The sequence below is a fragment of the Rhizobium sp. AN68 genome (assembly GCF_030758035.1).
Classification (GTDB): Bacteria; Pseudomonadota; Alphaproteobacteria; order Rhizobiales; family Rhizobiaceae; genus Agrobacterium; species Agrobacterium tumefaciens.
Window position 1 is genome coordinate 1,736,807 of the sequence record NZ_JARWMI010000002.1, and the last position, 18,230, is coordinate 1,755,036.

An 18,230-nucleotide genomic window follows, 5' to 3' on the forward strand; every position below is an offset into this window, starting at 1 on the left:
TCATTTCGCCCTTCCAAGAAGGCCGCGCGGAAACAGCGTGATGATCACGATGACCGCCAGATAGAAGAAGAATTCGCCATATTCGGGGGCAAGATACCGCCCGGTCGTATCGATGGCGCCGAGCAGCAGACAGGCGATCAGCGCGCCGGGGATCGAGCCTGCGCCGCCGACGGATACGACCACCAGGAAGGTGACCATGTAGCGCAGCGCATAATAGGGTTCGACCGGCAGCAATTCTGCACCGATGACGCCGCCCATGGCCGCAAGGCCGACGGCGATGGCGAAGCTTACGGTATAGATGATTTCGGTGCGCACGCCGAGGGCTGCTGCCATGGCCGCATTGTCCACCGCTGCCCGCAACTTGATGCCGAAGGCGGTCTTTTCGAACGTGAACCAAAGTGCCGCCGCCACCACGAGGCCAGCGACGATGGCGAAGATGCGGTGGGTGGCGATGGTGCGAAAACCGAGATCGGTGGGACCGGCCAGTTCCTGAGGCAGCGGAATGGTTTTGAGCGTTGGCCCGAACACGAAATTGGCGATGCCGATGATGCAGAAGGTGATGCCGATGGTCATCAGCACCTGCGTCAGTTCCGGTGCGCCGTAGATGCGCCGGTAGAGAAACCGTTCAAGCGGTATGGCGATCACGATGGTGCCGACAATCGCAACGAGGATTGCCGCCGCGTAACCAAGGCCGAGGCCATGGGCGGCATAGGAGGCGAGATACCCGCCGATCATGGCGAAGGCGCCGTGGGCGAGATTGACCACACGCATCAGCCCCATTGTCACGGATAGGCCGATGGAGATGATGAAAAGCACCATGCCATAGGCAAGCGCATCGACAAGGATGCTGAAGACCGTCTGCATGTTCGAAAGCTCCTCCCGATGCGATTGCGCGCTTGCCGGAGCCGCCCGCAAAAGGCGGCGCCGGTCATTTCCGTCTCAATGCTTACTTGGCGGCGGCAAGGCCCGGATCGCCCTGTTTTTCGAAAGTCTGGACTTCCTTGTTGTAATAATTGCCGTCATCGCCCTTGGAGACTTCGCGCAGATAGATGTTCTGCGTGATGTGGCGGCTCTGCGGATCGATGCTGACAGGGCCGCGCGGGCTTGTCCAGGAAAGGCCCTTCACCGCCTCGACAGCCTTTTCCGCATCCTGTTTGCCGCCGGTCGCCTCGATCATCTTGGTGATGACATACATGCCGTCAAACGCGCCGACCGCGGGGAAGGACAGTTCCTTCTGATTGCCAATGGCCTTGGTTGCGGCCTCCACGAAGGTCTTGTTTTCGGCTGAATCGTGGGAGACGGCATAGTGGAAGGTAGTCTGCATGCCGAGCGCTGCTTCGCCAAGGGCCGGCAGATCCGATTCCTGTGTAAGATCGCCCGGCGCGAAAAGCTTGATGCCTGATGATTTCAGGCCGTTGTCGTTGAAGGCCTTCACGAAGCCGAGCGTCGTCGGGCCGGAGGGCAGGAAGGCGAAGACGCCTTGTGCGCCGGAATCCTTCACGCGCTGCATGATGGGGCTGAAATCATTGGTGGAAAGCGGCATGCGAATGCTTTCCACAACTTCGCCGCCAGCGGCGGTGAAGGCTGCCTTGAAGGCGTTCTCCGCGTCAACGCCCGGGCCGTAATCGCTGACCAGCGAAATGACCTTCTTGACGCCGCCATCAAAAGCCACCTTGGCGATGGGGGTGGATGTCTGCCATGTCGTGAACGAGGTGCGCACCACATAGGGGCTTTTGGTAACGATGGCCGACGTGGCCGCATTCATGATGACCATGGGCACATTGCCCTGTTTCAGAAGCGGCGTAACCGCCATGGCGTCGGGCGTAAAATAGAAGCCGGCGAGATATTGCACGCCTTCCTTTACAACCAGCTCCTGCGCCAGCGCCTTGGATTGCGCCGGATCGGCCTGCGGCACATCGCGGTAGACGACTTCGACAGTGTCATTGCCCACCTTGTTGCCGTGAAGCGAAAACCAGGCGTCTATGCCGGCCTTGAAGTTCTTGCCCTGCAGCGCGAAGGGGCCGGAGAACGGGCCGACCACGCCGACCTTGATCGTCTCGGCATAGGCAACGGAACTGAAGCAGATGGCCGCGATTGCGGCGGTGATCCGTAATTTCATGATTTCCTCCCAATTGATCCGTGGCTCCCTCCACCGATCCAGCCAGTCAAACTGGTAAGTGCGATGGCCAAAGTAAAATGAAAAAAAAGGGGGCAATAAATAACCTGATGGTTATGGATCGCCGCCTTATCCGGTTCTGCCCGATATTGGATCATACAATAGGGATAGTCTGGCGATTCTCAATTGCCGCAGCCGCTGCAGCCATCACGAATGGTCCCGTTTCAGCATGCTGCTTCCAAATGCCGCCGTTATGAAAAATGCCCTGCGCCACGCGGCCGGAAAATGACGATAATATGCACGTAATCCCGGTGCCTTAACCAGTTCTAAGGGGATTGTCCGTAGTCTCCCGAAGCATATTTTGAATTTCATTTGGTGTCTTGATGGGCGAATATCAGAATAAAGCCGTTGATCTTATGCGGAATCGCGTTGGCGACAGTATACTCAACAACAAGATCGAGCGCCGCGAAGCTTTTCTCCGCAAGGCGCTGGCGCTGTATCACGTCATGGGCGGCGCGGCGGATGGCATGCGCGCCGCGGTGGAAGATGTTGTGCACCTGCCGAAGCCGAGCGTCGATGTCGCTGTTGGCGACGTGATGCATGAACTGGCAGCAATCGGTCACGTCGCCGATCTCGATATTATTCAGGCCGGATATAACAAACTTGATGCCGCCAATCTGCATATTTTGAGCAAGGGCAAGCGGCTTTTGCAGAAGCAGCAGGAAAAGAAGCTTGCCGCCACGGCTGAGAAGTAAGCCGTACAAGGGCAACTGAGGGTGATGACAAAGCTCCCTCACACCCGGCGTCATCGCTGGATTGCCCCAAGGATCCAATCGCGTCCAACTAGATCAAGACGTTGCAGCTGCTCCGGACAAGCTCAAGCATGACGGACGAGGGATTCGGGACTTCGTCATCATTCTGAGGCCCCCAATCGGGGGCGCTTCGAAATCAGGCAACGTCCGCGACGAAAATATCCTGCCAGGCGTCGTAAGCGGAAAGAACCGTTTCCATCTGCGCCGTGTGGCCGGTGATGAAGTCATCGCCGTAGATCGTCTCATCAGGATATTCGGTAATCAGCGTCATCGGCACTGTGTGGCGGTCGTCGATGGACGACAGGCACGGGAAACCGTTGATGATGCGGAAACCGGTTTCACCGGCGTGGATCTCGTAGAGCGCGATCTGGCGGTTGTTGTAATCCAGCAGGCCCGGAATGGCGCCGAGATGGCGGGTAACCCGGTCGAGCAGGGCTTCCGCCTGCTTTTCCCAATCCGCATGGTGGCGGATGATCAGGAAAAAGCCCTTCGGCAGGGTCCACATGGCGAAATTGCGCGGCACATAACCGGAAAGCGGACGGGTCCATTCGTGCGAGGGATAACCGTGCAGGTTCACATGCAGGCTCGCGCCGCTCATCTCCTGCGCGCTGAAACGGATTGCCTTCTCGTTGAGATGGACGCCCGAATTTTCCCGCGTGCGATATTCGAGATCGTCGCCGAGCGCCGTGTACCGCGCCGCATGGTGCATATGGCGTGGATTGTCGGCGCGCAGCCGCTGGTGCAGGGCATAACCATCGGGGTTTTCCAGCGGCGAAATGGTGAAATGCGCGCCCTGTCTTTCCGCAAGTTTGCGGGCGGCGCGGACGGCGCCAACGATGCCGGTGGTTTCATTGGGATGCTGGCCGCCGCTGATCATCACGGCGGCATCGCTGCCCGCGACATAACGGGCGGCAAGAACGCGGCCCGACCGCGAGCGGGCCTCGAACGCCTCGCCGCCGATCTCGGCAAGCATCCGCGTGATCTGACCCGCCGCTACCGGTTCGCTGGCCTCGTCGATCCGCTGTTCGCCGCCATCCAGGAAAGTGGTGGTGAGTGCACGGGTCTCAATACGGACCGAAACGTCGCCGCTGCTTTTGACGACTTCCGGAACGATCTGGCCGGGTTTCAGGCCCCGGTCGCCCAGCGGCCGGCCGGACTTCTTCTGGAAGAATTCCAGGAGGGAGAAATAGAAATCCTCGTGCAGCGCTTCACGCAGGCTGACCACCTCGTCCCCGACCGGCAGCGCCATGTCTTCGGACGGGTGCGTGACGCGGATGTTCAATTCCTCGAAATAGGGTTCCTCATCGCCCCAGCCGTGGTTGGCGACGGCATTGATTGCCGCCTCGAAAAGCTGCTCGTAATCCGTCTCCAGCCGCTCGCCCGTAGTGTCACCGGCCGGACGGAACCAGCCGGTTGGCGAGACATTGGTTTCGCCGACGATATCGGTATGAACCCGGTTGGGAGCGAGAACCTTCAGGGTTTCCTTCTTGCCGTTGCGGCTCAGCGTAACGTCATAATGAAGGGCGTCGTCGTCGCGCGCGATAAAATCGATCTTCGCGTCGCCGGCTAGTGCCGCCAGCGGATAGGCCTCCAGCCGGAAACGATTGGAGGGTGCATTGGCGTGCACCGGGTAATGCACCTCGATGGCATCGACGCCACCAAGATTGATCTCTTCCAGAAAGGTGAAGAGAAGCGGCTTGTAGGCGCTGCGGATGCGGGCGCTGACGCCTTTTTTCTTCAGCCTTTCTTCGGCTTCGCGGCGGCTTTTGGCGTCATCGAACGTCCATGCCTCGAAGGACTGGCCGGGCGCGGAGTTGGCGAGAAGCACATCCAGAGTACGCTTGAAGGTCTGGTCGAAAATCTGGCTCATCACGATCACCTTGAGGTTCTGCCGGTGGGGTCGAGGCTGTCGCGCAGCCAGTCACCGAGAAGGTTGAGGCCAAGCACGGTCAGAAGGATGGCAAGACCGGGGAAGACGCTGACCCACCATGCCGTTTGCAAATAGGTGCGGCCATCCGCCAGCATGCCGCCCCAGCTCGGAATGGTCGGATCGACACCGAGGCCGAGGAAGGTGAGGCTGCTTTCCAGCAGGATGTTGTTGGCGACGTTGAGCGTCATCAGCACGATGACCGGGCCGATAAGATTCGGCAGAAGGTGCTGGAGAATGATGCGCCAGTTCTTCACGCCAATGGCGCGGGCGGACAGGATGAATTCCCGCTCGCGCAGCGTCAGCACCGAGCCGCGCACCAGACGGGCATATTGTACCCATTGCGAGACGATCAGGAGGATGATGGTGTTGGTGAGGCTGCCGCCAACAATTGCGATGAAGGTGATCGCCAAGAGAATGAAGGGCATGGCGAGCTGGATATCGGCAAAGCGCATGACCAGCATGTCCCAGAAGCCGCGATAATAACCGGCGACCAGGCCGACGATCACGCCGAAGACCACGGCCCCGATCACCGAGGTGAAACCGACGAGCAGCGAAATCTTGCCGCCGGCCACGACACGGGCCAGTACGTCACGGCCGAGCGGATCGGTGCCGAGCGGATGGGCGGCGCTAGTGAAGGGCTTGGCAAGGCGCGCCATCAGGTCGATCTTTTCGGCACCGCCCGGAAACAGCACGTCGGAAAGAAGAACGGCAAGGCAGATGACGACGGTAAGCAGGGCGCCGAGGATGAATTCGAGATTGTTGAAGCGCGACAGGCGCGAGGTTTTGGCAGCCATCGTCAATTACTCCGTGCGGATGCGCGGATCGACCAGCCCGTAGGCGATATCGACCAGAAGGTTGATGCCGACGATCATCAGCGACAGCACGGTGATGACGGCCTGAAGCACGGGATAGTCGCGCGCGCCCACCGCATCGAAGGCGAGCGTGCCGAGACCCGGCCAGTTGAAGACGCGCTCGATGACGACGATGCCGCCGAGAAGTCCGCCGAATTGCAGGCCGAAATAGGTAATCAGCGGAATGGCGCAGTTACGCAGCGCATGCTTGTAAAGCACCTTGTTTTCGCTGAGGCCCTTGGCGCGCGCCACCATGACATATTGCGAGCGCAGCGTATCGAGCATGGCCGTGCGCACCAGACGCACATTGGTAGCCGTCAGGATAACGCCCATGGTGATCGATGGCATGATGTAGCTCGCAAAGCCGCCCATGCCGCTTGGCGGCAGCCAGCCGAGCGTGATGGAGAAAAGCAGTACCAGCATGGTGGCCAGCCAGAAATTGGGGAAGGACAGGCCGACGAGCGAGAAGATACGGATCACCTGATCGGCCGTCTTGCCGCGCGAGGTCGCGGCCTTGATGCCGAGCGGAATGGAAAGCGCAATCGACACCGCCATGGAGATGAAGGCGAGAAGCAGCGTGGCGGGCAGGGCATCGGCGATGAGCCGTGATACCGGCGTGCTGCCAGTGAAGCTGCGGCCGAAATCGAGCGTAACCAGGCCTTTCAGGAAGCTGAAATATTGCACGAAGAACGGCCGGTCGGTTCCAAGCGCCGCACGAATGCGCGCCAGATCGTCTTCCGTCATGCTGCCGCCGCCCTGGAACATGGTGACAGCCGGATCGCCCGTCAGGCGAATGGCGAAGGAAACGAGAAGGGTGATGGCGATGACGACGAAAATCGCCTGCAGCAATCGCTTGATGAGGAAACCGGCCACGTTTTTTACCTTGAAGAGAGACCCGACCTTGCCCGCGGGATGGCGGGCAAGGCGCTTTTAGGGAGGATAAGCCTGATTATTCGACGGTGACGTCGGTCAGCTTCAGGCGGTTATCCGGCGGTGCCACGAAACCCTTGACCCGCTTGTTGATGCCGTAAATGGCATTGGTGTTGTAAAGCGGAATTTCCAGCGCGCGCTCGGCGGCATAGGCGCCGACTTGCTTGAGGATCTTTTCGCGCTCGGCTCGGTCAGTCAGTGGGCGCTGCGATTCCAGCAGCTTGTCCAGCTTCTCGTCCTTGTCGTAAGGATTCCACTTTTCACCCGAGTGGTACATGGAATAGGCCGTGTTGTCGTAATCGAAGGTCCAGCCGCCCCATTTCTGCTGGAACATCGCGCCGGTCTTGCCCTGCGGGATGATGTCGTTCAGGAGAACGTTGGTCTCATAGGGCTTGATGGTGGCGGTGATGCCGACCATGGACAGATAGCTTGAGATGACCTGCGCGACTTCGTTCATCGTCGCATCGTTGCCTCTGATATCGATCTGCAGCGCCGCACCCGGCTTGACGCCGGCTTCCGCGAGCAGCTTCTTTGCGCCTTCCGGATCATAAGGCAGCGGCTTCAGATCGGCGTCGTAGCCGAAGGACAGCGCGCTCTGGAAGCTGGCGATTTCCGAGGCCTGACCGGCAAGGATCGACTTGACGATCGTGCCGCGATCAACGGCCATGATGATGGCCTTGCGCACCTTGGGATCAGCGGTGATGCCGTCACGAGTGTTGAAACGCAGCGCATCCACCGTCGGGCCTGGAACGCTGACGATCTCCAGCTTGGAATCGCCTTCGATGACCGGGATCATGCCAATCGGGATGGTGGGAGGAATGACGAGATCGACGCGGCCGGCCTGCAATTCGGCAACTGCGGTCGCCGGCTCGGCGATGAAGCGGAATTCCAGTTCGGAGAGCTTCGGTGCGCCGCCCCAGTAATCCGGGTTGGCTTCCAGCTTGATGTTGGTCTTCGGCGCATAGGAGACGAATTTGAACGCGCCGGTGCCGACCGGGTTGAGGTTGAAGTTGTCCTCACCCTTTTCCTGAATGTATTTCGGCGGCACGATCATGCCGCCATAACCGGCAAGCTTGGTCAGAAGCACCGGATCGGGGGCCTTGAGCTTCATGTCGACGGTGTAGTCGTCGATGACGTCGACGCTTTCGATGGCGACATAGTTGGAGCGCTGCGGGCCCTTGGCACCCTGTTCGCCGAGAAGGCGCTCGAAGGTGAACTTGACGGCGGCGGCGTTGAAGGGCTCGCCATTATGGAACTTGACGTTCTGGCGCAGCTTGAAGCGGATGCGCTTGCCTTCATCCAGCTCTTCCCAGGATTCGGCAAGGCCGGGCACAAGTTTCAGGTCCGGACCGCGATAGGTCAGGCCATCAAAGATGTTGGTGGCGACAGCTGCCCATTGCACCAGGAAGGTGTCGATCGGATCCCAGCTGCCGGGGTCCTGCGGGCTGGAAATGGTCATCTTGCCAGCGGCGAAAGCCGGCGCTGCGGTGAAGGCCGTGCCGGCCAGCGCAAGCGCGACGAACGTTGCCGTCATCCCCTTTTTGATTTTTGTCATCTACCTGTTCCTCTTCAGATGGTTACGGTTTTGGTTATTGTTCAGGCACTCTTCGCGATGAAGTGGCCTGGATTGATTTCCTCATGGGCGAGAATGGCGGGCTCATCGCCGACGCGGCGCACGGGATTGGGAATTTCGCCCTCGATCATGGCGATGCGGCGCTCGATCAGGGGGTCGGCAACCGGCACTGCGGAAAGCAGCCGGCGCGTATAATCATGCGTGGGCGTTTCGAAGACCTGCTGGCGGCTGCCCATTTCCATGATCTGGCCGAGATAAAGCACCGCGACGCGGTGGCTCATCTTTTCCACCACCGCCATGTCATGGCTGATGAACAGGTAAGCAAGACCACGTTCCGCCTGCAAATCCATGAACAGATTGATGATCTGCGCCTGGATGGAGACATCGAGCGCCGACAGCGCTTCGTCGGCGATGATGAGTTTGGGATCGGAGGCGAGCGCGCGGGCAATGCAGACACGCTGCCGCTGGCCGCCCGAAAACTCGTGCGGATACCGCGATGCATGTTCCGAACTCAGACCCACCCGTTCCAGCAGTTCATCCACCCGGCGGCGCACCGCCTTGGCATCGTTGATCAGGCCGTGGGTGTTGATCGGTTCGGCGATCGAGAAACCTACCGTCTTGCGCGGATCGAGCGAGGCGAAGGGGTCCTGGAAGATATATTGCACTTCCTGCCGCATGCGGAAACGTTCCGCTGCCGACATCTCAGAATAGCTGCGGCCGTTGAAGGATATTTCGCCTGATACCGCCGATTGTAGCTGCTGGATTGTGCGGCCGATGGTGGATTTGCCCGAACCGGATTCACCGACCAGCGCCAGCGTCTCTCCGGCATGGATGTCGAAGCTGACCTTCTGCACGGCGCTGCAACGGTGCGTCGCCTTGCCGAACAGGTTCTTGCGAATATCGAAGCGAACGAACAGGTCGCGAACCGAAAGCAGCGGCTTCTCGTCGTATTTTGCGGTGTTCTGCACCCGTTCCTCGCCCACCACGACCGGCTGGCCATCCTGCAGGACGGTGAGCGGAAGGCGCTTGGGAAACTCTTCGCCGGTCATGCTGCCGAGGCGCGGAACGGCGGAAAGCAGCGCCCGCGTATAGGGATGCTGCGGATTGGCGAAGATGTCCTTGACCGGGCCTTCCTCAACCTTCCTGCCCTTCCACATGACGACGACGTCATCCGCCATTTCCGCCACCACGCCCATGTCATGGGTGATGAAGACCATGCCCATGCCGAGCTTCTTTTGCAGGTCGCGCATGATGTTGAGGATCTGCGCCTGAATGGTGACATCAAGTGCCGTCGTCGGTTCGTCGGCGATCAGCAGCTTCGGCCGACAGGCAAGCGCCATGGCAATCATCACGCGCTGGCGCATGCCGCCGGAAAGCTGATGCGGATAACGGTGCAGAAGCTCGGCCGCATCCGGCAACCGCACCATGTCGAGCAACTTTTTTGCCTCGGCCATGGCCGCCGCCTTGCCCATTTTCTCGTGCAGGACAAGCACTTCGCAGATCTGGTCACCGATGGTGAAGACCGGGTTCAGCGACGTCATCGGCTCCTGGAAGATCATGGCGATCTCCTTGCCGCGGATCGACCGCATTTCCTTCTGCGATGCCTTCAGCAGATCCTTGCCTTCGAACATGATGCGACCGGCGGGGTAAGTCGCGCCCATCATATCCGCAAGACGCATGGTCGAGAGCGACGTGACCGATTTGCCCGATCCGGATTCGCCGACGATCGCCACTGTCCTGCCGGCTTCCACGGCAAAGGAAATATCGTCCACGACGCGGCTGTCGCCGAACTCAACGCTCAGGTTTTCAACCGAGAGGAGGGCGTTGCGGTTTGCGGCAGTCATATCAGCGTCTCCGGCTTGGCATGCGCGGCAATGCCGGCGCGGCCATCTGAAATAGTGAGGGGGCAAGGGCGTGGGGCAGGCGCGCGGGATGAAACGCTATGCCGGAGGATGGGAGTGTCAAAAAGAAAGCGCATGGCGTTTCAGGCGCGATGTAGATTGGCTGCTGCCGGTCGATACGGGAATTGCGACCTGGTCGAAGTGCTACGGTCGACCTCACCGGTGCCGGTAAAATGCCTGTTGCCAGTCTCAGAATCGATGATGCGCATGAACTTGTATTCCCCACCCCTTGTTTTACAAAAAAGCTAACAAAACAGGACAATCATGTCCAGAGTGTTGAACAATTTTTGTATACTGCTCTACAAATACGCAAGTGCATTTATTTTGGGCGCGGGTGTGCCGAAGGGCCAGACCCCGATTAAGGGATGTTTTTAGTCTGTATTGAGGATGTATCGATTTCAGTGGTTGCGGGTGCCGCTGCCCGTGATACAGGCCGGACGAAGACCATTGAAAAAGGATACCGGGTATGACGAATAGAACGGGTGCGGTCAGGCTATCCGGCTTACTGCGTTGCGCATCGGTGCAGGATGTTCAACTTGTAGAAAGCCATCTACCCGATCACATTCGCCTGACCAGAGCGGAGCCGGGCTGTATTTCCTTTGAGGTATCGCAGACCGAAGACCCCCTGATCTGGAGGGTGGAAGAGCTTTTTGTGGACCGCGCTGCTTTCGATTTTCATCAGCAGCGCACGCGCGCATCTAAATGGTTTGTGGCCACCTCCGCCATTCCACGGGACTATGAGATAGTGATGCTGGCGTAAATAAAGACAGGCCGCAGCGGCATTCCTGCTGGCTGCGGCCTGTTTGCATTTTTGAAGCACCAGTGGACTGGTGTCTGCGCCTATTCCTTCGGCATGCCGATCGGTGGCGCAAGACGCCGCTGCGCAGCGATGCGGAAGGGGGCGTTCATCGCGCCATATCCGCCGTAGGCACCGCGCCTTTCGACGATTTCGAAGAAGAACCCTTCGCCGAAGGTGCGGCTGTAGATCTGGAAATATTCGCCGTTGTCGTCCCGGTCGTAGAGGATGCTTGCTTCCCGGAGTGCGTCGGAGAATTCCGGTTCCAGCCCGAAGCGGGCCTCCAGATCGTCATAATAATTGCGCGAGATCGGCAGGGCGTGAAAGCCGCGCGCATGCAGAGCCTTGGCGGTGGCGAAGATATCGTCCGTGGCGAAGGCGATGTGCTGGATGCTGGTGCCGAAACCTTCCGCCAGAAATTTGCCGGCGAAGGTCTTTCGGTTGTCGGCGCCGTTCATGGTCAGGCGGAAACGCGGGGAGGGCACGCTTTCTATGGCCTGGCTGCGCACCAGACCGCCGGGATCGACCACATCCACCATCGGCGTGCGGCGCGTTGAAAACAGCGATGTGTAAAACAGAAGCCAGGTCAGCATTTCATCGTAATGCGTTGTTTGCGCAAGATGGTCGATGCGGGTCAGTCCGGTATTGCCTGCCGGTGCCGTCGCATCGACCGGTGCGAATTCATTGTCCCAGATGGAGGCGAGCGCCTTGGACCCGTCGAGGAAATAGATGACGCCATTGCCCACGCCCTGAATGGCTGGAACCGCGACTTCGCCGGATTTGCGCGGTTCGGCGAATGTCGGCGCGCCCAGCGCTGCCGCACGCGCAAGCGCTGCCTGCGCATCATCGACCTTCAGGCCGAATGCATAGGCATTGGTGCCGTGGATGGAGTAGGATGCACCGGCGAAACTCTCACCGGTACCGCCGGTATTGATGACGATGCGAATGTCGCCCTGCGTATAGAGATCGACATCGCGATTGCGGTGCCTCGCGGTTTTATCAAAACCAAGTGTGGCGAGCAGCGCTTCCAGATTGGCCTTTTCCTCCGGCGCCGTTGTGAACTCGACAAACTCCACGCCTTCCGTTTGCACCCGCTCAGGCATGGCGGGCGCCTCGATGCGGATGTCGGGCTCCAGACGGCGCACCTGATCCATGAGGTTGATGAGCGAACGATGGCCGTCCTCAGCCAGCAGGCGCGCCGAGCCACCGCGGAACTGGTCGTTGAAGATTTCGAGCGACAGCGGGCCGCTATAACCGGTTGCGGCGACAGCGCGCATGAAATCCACCACCGGCAGATCGCCTTCGCCGGGCATGTTGCGGAAATGGCGGCTCCAGTACAACAGGTCCATGTCGATCAGCGGTGCGTCGGCCAATTGCACGATGAAGATCTTGTCGCCGGGAATGGAGCGGATGGAGTTGGGATCGATCTTGCGCGACAGCGTGTGGAAGCTGTCGAGGATGATACCGACATTGGGGTGATCGGCGCGGCGCACCACTTCCCACGCATCGCGATGATCGCTGATGTGCCGGCCCCAGGCCAGCGCCTCGTAACCCACGCGAACACCATGCCTGGCCGCAAGCTCGCCAAGCTCATGGAAATCGGCGGCGGCGCGGTCTATGCCACCCAGCGACACCGGCGAGACATTCGAGCAGATCAGCATCAGATCGGTCCCGAGTTCGCCCATGATGTCGAATTTACGCCCTGCGCGCTCGAAGGCGCGGGCGCGGTGCGGTTCCGGCATGCCTTCGAAATCGCGGAACGGCTGGAAAAGCGTGATATCCAGCCCATGATCTGCCGCAAGGGCCTTCACCTCGCGCGGCGAGGCGTCGTAGGTCAGGAAATCGTTCTCGAAAATCTCCACGCCGGTGAAACCGGCTTTCGCAATGGCCGCCAGTTTCTCTGGGAATTCGCCGCTGATGGAGACGGTGGCGATGGAAGTACGCATTGGCACACCCTGTTTGCCTGTGTCATAGCTCGCCATATTGCGTTCCTTTTCAGCGTTATGTACTAATTGGTTAATAATAGGGGTGCGGCGGCAAGCCGTATACCCTGCTGATGGATGGATCATGACAAAAAGCGCAACTTCGAACGGCACCAGCGAAACCCGGCAGGCGAAGCGCGATCCGGAAGGCGTGCGCCGAGACATTCTTTCCGTTGCGATGGAGGAGTTTTCGCAAAACGGCCTGTCGGGGGCGCGCATCGACGAGATCGCCGCCCGCACGCGTACATCCAAGCGGATGATCTATTATTATTTTACCGACAAGGAAGGGCTTTACCAGCGCGTTCTTGAAGAAGCCTATGCCAAGGTGCGTGGCGGCGAGAGCGATCTGGAGCTGGATGGTCTGGAGCCGGTTGCGGCGCTCGAAAAGCTCTGTCGGTTCACTTTCGATCACCATCGCCGCAACCCGGCTTTCATCCGAATGGTGATGATCGAGAACATTCATCACGGCCGGCACATGCAATCGTCCGGAACGATCCGCCAGCTCAACCGGCCGGCCATCGATGCCCTGGAAAGCGTGCTGCTGCGCGGCCAGAAGAGCGGCATTTTCCGCAACGGCATCAACGCGCTGGAACTGCACTGGCAGATCAGCGCGCTGTCCTTTTTCAACGTCTCGAACGTCGCAACCTTCTCGTTCATCTTCGGCGACGGGCTGTTTACCGAGAAGGGTCAGCAAACATTGTCGCATCACGTCAGCGACATGGTGTTGCGATATGTGCTGAGCCCTGACCATATCACGAAGATCGGGAAAGACGGCCGATGAGGTGGCTGAGCGCCACCCCGTAACCTTCGATGCCGAGACCGGCGATCACGCCTTCGGCGCGCGTCGAGATATAGGAATGGTGGCGGAAGATCTCCCGTTTGTGGATGTTGGAAATGTGAACCTCGATCACCGGTGCCTCGAAGGTGTTGAGTGCATCGAGGATCGCCACCGAGGTATGGGTAAAGGCACCGGGATTGATGACGATTCCTGCCGATGTGCCGCGCGCCGCATGGATCCAGTCTATCAGCTCGTATTCCCGGTTGCTCTGGGCAAAGAATATCTCGTGGCCCGCCGCCTCGGCAATCGCGCGGCAATTGGCCTCCACATCGGCCATCGTCTCGTAGCCGTAGATTTCCGGCTGGCGTTGGCCGAGCAGGTTGAGGTTCGGTCCGTTAAGTATGGTGAAAAGGCTCACGCCACACCCTCTTTCGTGCAAATTTCGGTAAAATGTGCCGTCATGCGTTCGGCATCAGGTTCACGGCCGCAGAACAGCCGAAACGCGCCAACAGCCTGAAACACCGTCATGCCGCCACCGGGCAGGGTGCGACAGCCTTTTTGGGCCGCCGTCGCAAGAAGCTCGGTCACCAGCGGCATATAAACGATATCGGCCACCCAGTGCCGTTGTTCAAGGAGGTCGGCCTTGACCGGCATGCCGGGATGGGCGGGCATGCCCATCGGTGTGGCGTGGATCAACCCATCCGCGAAGGGCAGGGAATCTGCCGGGTCTTTCACGGCAAAGGCGTGGCCTTCGCCAAAACGGGCGTTGAGTTCGGCAGCCAGATGCTCGGCGCGGCTGAAATCGCGGTCGCAGATATCGAGATGGGTAATGCCGAGTTTCAGCGCCGCATGGGCCACCGCAACGCCTGCACCACCAGCACCGACCAGCAGCGCCCGGTCGCGTTTCGCATCCGGCAGGCCGCGCATGAAGCTTTCGTAAAATCCGTACCAGTCCGTATTGTGCCCAATGCGACGTCCGTCCTTGAAGACGACGGTGTTGACCGCGCCGAGCATGCGGGCATCATCAGACAATTCATGCAGGTGCGGAAGCACTGCCTGCTTGAAGGGATGGGTAATGTTGGTGCCGGCAAAGCCGCGCGATTCCAGCTCATTGAGCAGATCGGGAAGCGCGCTTTCCGGCAGCTTGCGCGCCACGACATCGACAAGCTCATAGGAATAATCGAGGCCGTGGGCAGCCCCTTCGCGCATGTGCAACGCGGGAGATTTGGAAAGCTGGATGTCGGCGCCAATCAGGCCGACCTTGAAGGATTTGGTGTCTGTCATGATCAGGTCATCGCTCATCGAACGTGGTGGGAGAGGCGGGGGTCATCCCCGCCTGCCTGTCGGCTCCGAGTGAGCCTTAGTGATGGGCGAGAATTTCGCCGAGGAATGTGCGGGTACGCTGGTGCTTGGGATCGCGGAAGAACTCGTCCGGCGGGCCTTCCTCGATGATTTCGCCTTCCGACATGAAGACCACACGGTCGGCAACCTGCCGGGCAAAGCCCATTTCATGGGTCACGCAGATCATCGTCATGCCGTCGCGGGCAAGACCGATCATCGTGTCGAGCACTTCCTTGACCATTTCCGGATCAAGCGCCGAAGTCGGCTCATCGAACAGCATGGCTTTCGGCTCCATGCAGAGCGCACGGGCAATCGCTGCGCGTTGCTGCTGGCCGCCGGAAAGCTGCGCCGGATATTTATCGGCCTGATTGAGAATGCGCACGCGCTCCAGATATTTGCGCGCGGTCGCTTCCGCATCGGCTTTCGACAGGCCCTTCACCCGCATGGGCGCCAGGGTGCAGTTTTCCATGATGGTCTTGTGCGGGAAGAGATTGAAGCTCTGGAACACCATGCCCACTTCACGGCGGACCGCATCGATGGCGCGGGTCGAATCCGAAAGCGTGGTTCCCTCGACCGTGATCTTGCCCTCCTGGATTTCTTCCAGATGGTTGATGCAGCGGATAAGGGTGGATTTTCCTGAACCGGACGGGCCGCAAAGAACGATTTTTTCGCCTTTGCGAACCGTCATGTTGACGCCTTTCAGCGCATGGAAGGCTCCATACCACTTTCCAACCCCTTCAAGGGCGATCAGCGGAGCCTGTGCGGCGGAGGATTGCGACATGGAACTTTCCTTCATGCTGGGAAGCAGCGTTAGTTAACGGTGTAGGGAATGTCAGGAAGCGAGGCCGGGAAGTCCGGAACCGGGCGCTTCATCCATTTGGCATAGACTTTTGCGAGCTCGCCATTGGCCTTGGCTTTGTCGAGCCAAGCGTTGAGTGCCTCGTTCCAGTCCTTTTCACCGGGGCGCGTTGCGGCGCTGTTGTAGAGGGTCACGAGGTCGAACTTCACCTCGTAATCCTTGCCGCCAGCCGCTGCGAGACGGTCACCATAAAACTGGTTGCCGCCGATTGCCTCGATCTGGCCCGACAGGATCGCCTGAATGGTGGCGGCGTCATCGTCGAAACGCAGAATTTTTGCCTTGGTGCCGGCACCTGCGGTCAAAGCCGTGTCCATCGGACTGGATTTCGGCGCGCCGACGGTCATTCCCGTGAGATCGTCGAAGTTGGCGATCTTCTTGTCCTTGGTGGCATAGACCGACATGACGTTATGCGCGTAAGGCTGCGCATATTGTACGTTTTTCGCGCGTTCCGGCGTCATCCCCATCGACGCGAACAGGGCATCGACCTTTCCGGTGCGAAGCGACGGGATGCGGTTGGCGACTGCAAGCGGCACGAACTCCACTTTCAGTCCAAGATAGTCCGCAAACCCGCGGGCCAAATCCGCATCATAACCTTCCTGAACACCAGAGGAGTTTATGAAGCCCCAAGGCGCGTTGTCGCCCTGAATGCCGATGATGATCTTGCCGCTGGACTTTGCTTCGTCAAGTGTTCTGGCTTCTGCGCCTGCGGGTGTCAGGATTGGCAGCAAAGCTGCTGCCAATCCGACAGCGATGGCTGTTCGCCAACGCGTCTGTTTGTTAAAGATTCCCATTGGTTACTCCTCCCAATCCAGCCTCTTCCGGTCTTCACTTCACGGTGAAAGGAATATCCGGCAGGCTTTCCGGGAAAGCGGGAACTTCGCGCTTCATCCACTTGTCGTAGATCTTGGCAAGCTGACCATCCGACTTTATCTTGTCGAGGAAGGCGTTGACGGTCTCGTTCCAGTCCTTTTCACCCGGACGGGTGCCGGCGCCGTTGTAAAGCGTCGTCAGGTCGAACTTCGGCTCGTATTTGCCGTTGGCAGCCTGATTGAGGCGGTCGCCATAAAACTGGTTGCCACCGACAACCTCGACCTGGCCGGAAATCAGCGCCTGAATGTTCGCGGCATCATCGTCAAAGCGCAGGATCTTGGCCTTGGAGCCTGCACCTGCCGTGATCGCCGTGTCCATGGCGCTGGACTTCGGAACGCCGACGGAGACGCCGGTCAGATCGTCATAGTTGCCGATCTTCTTGTCCTTGGGGCCGTAGACGGAAAGCACGTTACCGGCATAGGGCTTGGAATACTGGATGGTCTTGGCGCGCTCGGCGGTCATTCCCATGGTTGCGAACAGCAGGTCGACCTTGCCCGTCAGAAGGGCCGGAATGCGGTTTGCCACGGCAAGCGGTACGAATTCCACCTTGACGCCGAGATATTCGGCAAACGCCTTGCCGATATCGGCATCGAGGCCATCCTGAACGCCGCTCGAATTGACGAAGCCCCAAGGCGAATTGTCGCCCTGAATGCCGATTACGACCTTGCCCTTGGCCTTGGCCTCATCCACCGTGCCGGCGAAGGCGTCGACAGGTGCGATAAAGGGCAGGGCGACCGTTGCTGCGGCGAGCGCGAGCAGGGTGCGACGTGAGAATTTACCGTTGGATTTCATCTTTTGCTCCTCCTTACAAAGCTTGATGACATGTTGATGGGTATTAGCGGGAAGCGGCTTGCATCCGCTTTTCTACACTGGCGCCCCACAGGGAAAGCGGCCAGCAGATCAGGAAATACATGATGCCGACGATGGCAAAGACCGTCAGCGGACGGAACGTCTGGTTGGAGACGATCTGGCCGGCGCGGGACAGTTCGACGAAGCCGACAATGGCGGCAAGCGACGTGCCCTTGATGAGCTGCACCAGAAAACCGATGGTGGCGGGCAGCGAAATCTTGAAGGCCTGCGGCAGAACCACGTCCTTCATACGCGACACGTAGTGCAGGCCAAGCGCGTTGGCGGCTTCGGTCTGACCCTTCGGCACAGCCTGGATGCCACCGCGCCAGATTTCGCCCAGAAAGGCGCTGGCATGCAGGGTGAATGCGATGGCGACCGCAATCCAGGCATCGACATTCAGGCCCGCAAGCGCCACGCCGTAATAGACGACGAAAAGCTGCATCAGGAGCGGTGTGCCCTGAAAAATCGCGATGAAGCCGGTGCTGGCGCGCTGGATCGCCGGGGTTTCGGCAACGCGGCCAAGCGCGACGCAAAGGCCGAAAATGCCGCCGCCGATGAAGCCGATCAGGGTCAGCGCAAGGGTCCATTTCAGGCCCTGCAGCAGGAAGAACAATTCGTTGGAACCGATGGATGCCATTGTCT

17 protein-coding genes are annotated in these 18,230 nt (G+C 59.5%); 3 read left to right on the forward strand and 14 right to left on the reverse strand.

The window, feature by feature from the left end; translation table 11 throughout:
- On the reverse strand, positions 1-864 hold the full coding sequence (locus tag RBH71_RS11330) for a branched-chain amino acid ABC transporter permease (protein ID WP_111809790.1): 864 nt from the start codon (positions 862-864) through the stop codon (positions 1-3).
- 82 nt (positions 865-946) lie between these two features.
- Positions 947-2,119, reverse strand: a complete 1,173-nt coding sequence (locus RBH71_RS11335) for an ABC transporter substrate-binding protein (RefSeq protein ID WP_025595026.1) — start codon at positions 2,117-2,119, stop codon at positions 947-949.
- A gap of 380 nt (positions 2,120-2,499) precedes the next feature.
- On the opposite strand from RBH71_RS11335, the gene RBH71_RS11340 reads away from it, so the two are divergent.
- The gene (locus RBH71_RS11340) at positions 2,500-2,871 is read left to right on the forward strand and encodes a hypothetical protein (protein ID WP_013762356.1); all 372 of its coding nucleotides are present in this window, start codon (positions 2,500-2,502) and stop codon (positions 2,869-2,871) included.
- A gap of 193 nt (positions 2,872-3,064) precedes the next feature.
- On the opposite strand, the gene RBH71_RS11345 is transcribed toward RBH71_RS11340, so the two are convergent.
- From RBH71_RS11345 to RBH71_RS11365, 5 genes are all read right to left on the reverse strand, one after another.
- Positions 3,065-4,798: a M14 family metallopeptidase gene (locus RBH71_RS11345; protein ID WP_323687298.1), complete on the reverse strand. Its 1,734-nt coding sequence runs from the start codon at positions 4,796-4,798 to the stop codon at positions 3,065-3,067.
- A gap of 5 nt (positions 4,799-4,803) precedes the next feature.
- Complete coding sequence (locus RBH71_RS11350; RefSeq protein WP_111800733.1) at positions 4,804-5,652, reverse strand: ABC transporter permease; 849 nt, start codon at positions 5,650-5,652, stop codon at positions 4,804-4,806.
- 6 nt (positions 5,653-5,658) lie between these two features.
- A complete protein-coding gene (locus RBH71_RS11355; RefSeq protein ID WP_035200211.1) occupies positions 5,659-6,582 on the reverse strand; it encodes an ABC transporter permease in 924 nt (307 codons plus the stop codon).
- 76 nt (positions 6,583-6,658) lie between these two features.
- Complete coding sequence (locus RBH71_RS11360) at positions 6,659-8,194, reverse strand: ABC transporter substrate-binding protein (protein ID WP_004431003.1); 1,536 nt, start codon at positions 8,192-8,194, stop codon at positions 6,659-6,661.
- A gap of 41 nt (positions 8,195-8,235) precedes the next feature.
- Positions 8,236-10,056, reverse strand: a complete 1,821-nt coding sequence (locus RBH71_RS11365) for an ABC transporter ATP-binding protein (protein WP_004431005.1) — start codon at positions 10,054-10,056, stop codon at positions 8,236-8,238.
- Positions 10,057-10,579: 523 nt separating this feature from the next.
- On the opposite strand from RBH71_RS11365, the gene RBH71_RS11370 reads away from it, so the two are divergent.
- Positions 10,580-10,873 (forward strand): putative quinol monooxygenase, encoded by a 294-nt coding sequence (locus RBH71_RS11370; protein WP_162632722.1) that lies wholly within the window; start codon positions 10,580-10,582, stop codon positions 10,871-10,873.
- An 80-nt stretch (positions 10,874-10,953) separates the two neighbouring features.
- On the opposite strand, the gene RBH71_RS11375 is transcribed toward RBH71_RS11370, so the two are convergent.
- A complete protein-coding gene (locus RBH71_RS11375; RefSeq protein ID WP_111800867.1) occupies positions 10,954-12,855 on the reverse strand; it encodes a bifunctional sugar phosphate isomerase/epimerase/4-hydroxyphenylpyruvate dioxygenase family protein in 1,902 nt (633 codons plus the stop codon).
- A gap of 121 nt (positions 12,856-12,976) precedes the next feature.
- On the opposite strand from RBH71_RS11375, the gene RBH71_RS11380 reads away from it, so the two are divergent.
- Entirely contained in the window at positions 12,977-13,672 is a 696-nt protein-coding gene (locus tag RBH71_RS11380; protein ID WP_004431011.1) for a TetR/AcrR family transcriptional regulator, read from the forward strand.
- Here RBH71_RS11380 and aroQ read toward each other — a convergent pair.
- The 6 genes from aroQ to RBH71_RS11410 are packed head-to-tail and all read right to left on the reverse strand — an operon-like array spanning position 13,644 to position 18,225.
- Complete coding sequence (gene aroQ, locus RBH71_RS11385) at positions 13,644-14,087, reverse strand: type II 3-dehydroquinate dehydratase (RefSeq protein ID WP_004431014.1); 444 nt, start codon at positions 14,085-14,087, stop codon at positions 13,644-13,646. The two genes, RBH71_RS11380 and aroQ, sit on opposite strands and share 29 nt — an antisense overlap.
- Complete coding sequence (locus tag RBH71_RS11390; protein WP_013762364.1) at positions 14,084-14,971, reverse strand: shikimate dehydrogenase; 888 nt, start codon at positions 14,969-14,971, stop codon at positions 14,084-14,086. The genes aroQ and RBH71_RS11390 overlap by 4 nt, the downstream gene beginning before the upstream one ends.
- A gap of 58 nt (positions 14,972-15,029) precedes the next feature.
- Positions 15,030-15,791, reverse strand: coding sequence for an amino acid ABC transporter ATP-binding protein (locus RBH71_RS11395; RefSeq protein ID WP_004431018.1), 762 nt, complete (start codon positions 15,789-15,791; stop codon positions 15,030-15,032).
- Positions 15,792-15,820: 29 nt separating this feature from the next.
- Positions 15,821-16,660: a transporter substrate-binding domain-containing protein gene (locus tag RBH71_RS11400; RefSeq protein WP_111800736.1), complete on the reverse strand. Its 840-nt coding sequence runs from the start codon at positions 16,658-16,660 to the stop codon at positions 15,821-15,823.
- A 34-nt stretch (positions 16,661-16,694) separates the two neighbouring features.
- Positions 16,695-17,531: a transporter substrate-binding domain-containing protein gene (locus RBH71_RS11405; RefSeq protein ID WP_004431022.1), complete on the reverse strand. Its 837-nt coding sequence runs from the start codon at positions 17,529-17,531 to the stop codon at positions 16,695-16,697.
- 43 nt (positions 17,532-17,574) lie between these two features.
- The gene (locus tag RBH71_RS11410) at positions 17,575-18,225 is read right to left on the reverse strand and encodes an amino acid ABC transporter permease (RefSeq protein WP_004431025.1); all 651 of its coding nucleotides are present in this window, start codon (positions 18,223-18,225) and stop codon (positions 17,575-17,577) included.
- Positions 18,226-18,230 lie beyond the last annotated feature (5 nt).

Bases quoted from the DNA above. Each gene is read 5' to 3' on its own strand.
- RBH71_RS11360 (WP_004431003.1), bottom strand. From the start codon at position 8,194: ATGACAAAAATCAAAAAGGGGATGACGGCAACGTTCGTCGCGCTTGCG.
- RBH71_RS11405 (WP_004431022.1), bottom strand. From the start codon at position 17,531: ATGAAATCCAACGGTAAATTCTCACGTCGCACCCTGCTCGCGCTCGCC.
- RBH71_RS11345 (WP_323687298.1), bottom strand. From the start codon at position 4,798: ATGAGCCAGATTTTCGACCAGACCTTCAAGCGTACTCTGGATGTGCTT.
- RBH71_RS11335 (WP_025595026.1), bottom strand. From the start codon at position 2,119: ATGAAATTACGGATCACCGCCGCAATCGCGGCCATCTGCTTCAGTTCC.
- RBH71_RS11395 (WP_004431018.1), bottom strand. From the start codon at position 15,791: ATGTCGCAATCCTCCGCCGCACAGGCTCCGCTGATCGCCCTTGAAGGG.
- RBH71_RS11370 (WP_162632722.1), top strand. From the start codon at position 10,580: ATGACGAATAGAACGGGTGCGGTCAGGCTATCCGGCTTACTGCGTTGC.
- RBH71_RS11340 (WP_013762356.1), top strand. From the start codon at position 2,500: ATGGGCGAATATCAGAATAAAGCCGTTGATCTTATGCGGAATCGCGTT.
- RBH71_RS11390 (WP_013762364.1), bottom strand. From the start codon at position 14,971: ATGAGCGATGACCTGATCATGACAGACACCAAATCCTTCAAGGTCGGC.
- RBH71_RS11365 (WP_004431005.1), bottom strand. From the start codon at position 10,056: ATGACTGCCGCAAACCGCAACGCCCTCCTCTCGGTTGAAAACCTGAGC.
- RBH71_RS11330 (WP_111809790.1), bottom strand. From the start codon at position 864: ATGCAGACGGTCTTCAGCATCCTTGTCGATGCGCTTGCCTATGGCATG.
- RBH71_RS11380 (WP_004431011.1), top strand. From the start codon at position 12,977: ATGACAAAAAGCGCAACTTCGAACGGCACCAGCGAAACCCGGCAGGCG.
- RBH71_RS11400 (WP_111800736.1), bottom strand. From the start codon at position 16,660: ATGGGAATCTTTAACAAACAGACGCGTTGGCGAACAGCCATCGCTGTC.
- RBH71_RS11350 (WP_111800733.1), bottom strand. From the start codon at position 5,652: ATGGCTGCCAAAACCTCGCGCCTGTCGCGCTTCAACAATCTCGAATTC.
- RBH71_RS11410 (WP_004431025.1), bottom strand. From the start codon at position 18,225: ATGGCATCCATCGGTTCCAACGAATTGTTCTTCCTGCTGCAGGGCCTG.
- RBH71_RS11375 (WP_111800867.1), bottom strand. From the start codon at position 12,855: ATGCGTACTTCCATCGCCACCGTCTCCATCAGCGGCGAATTCCCAGAG.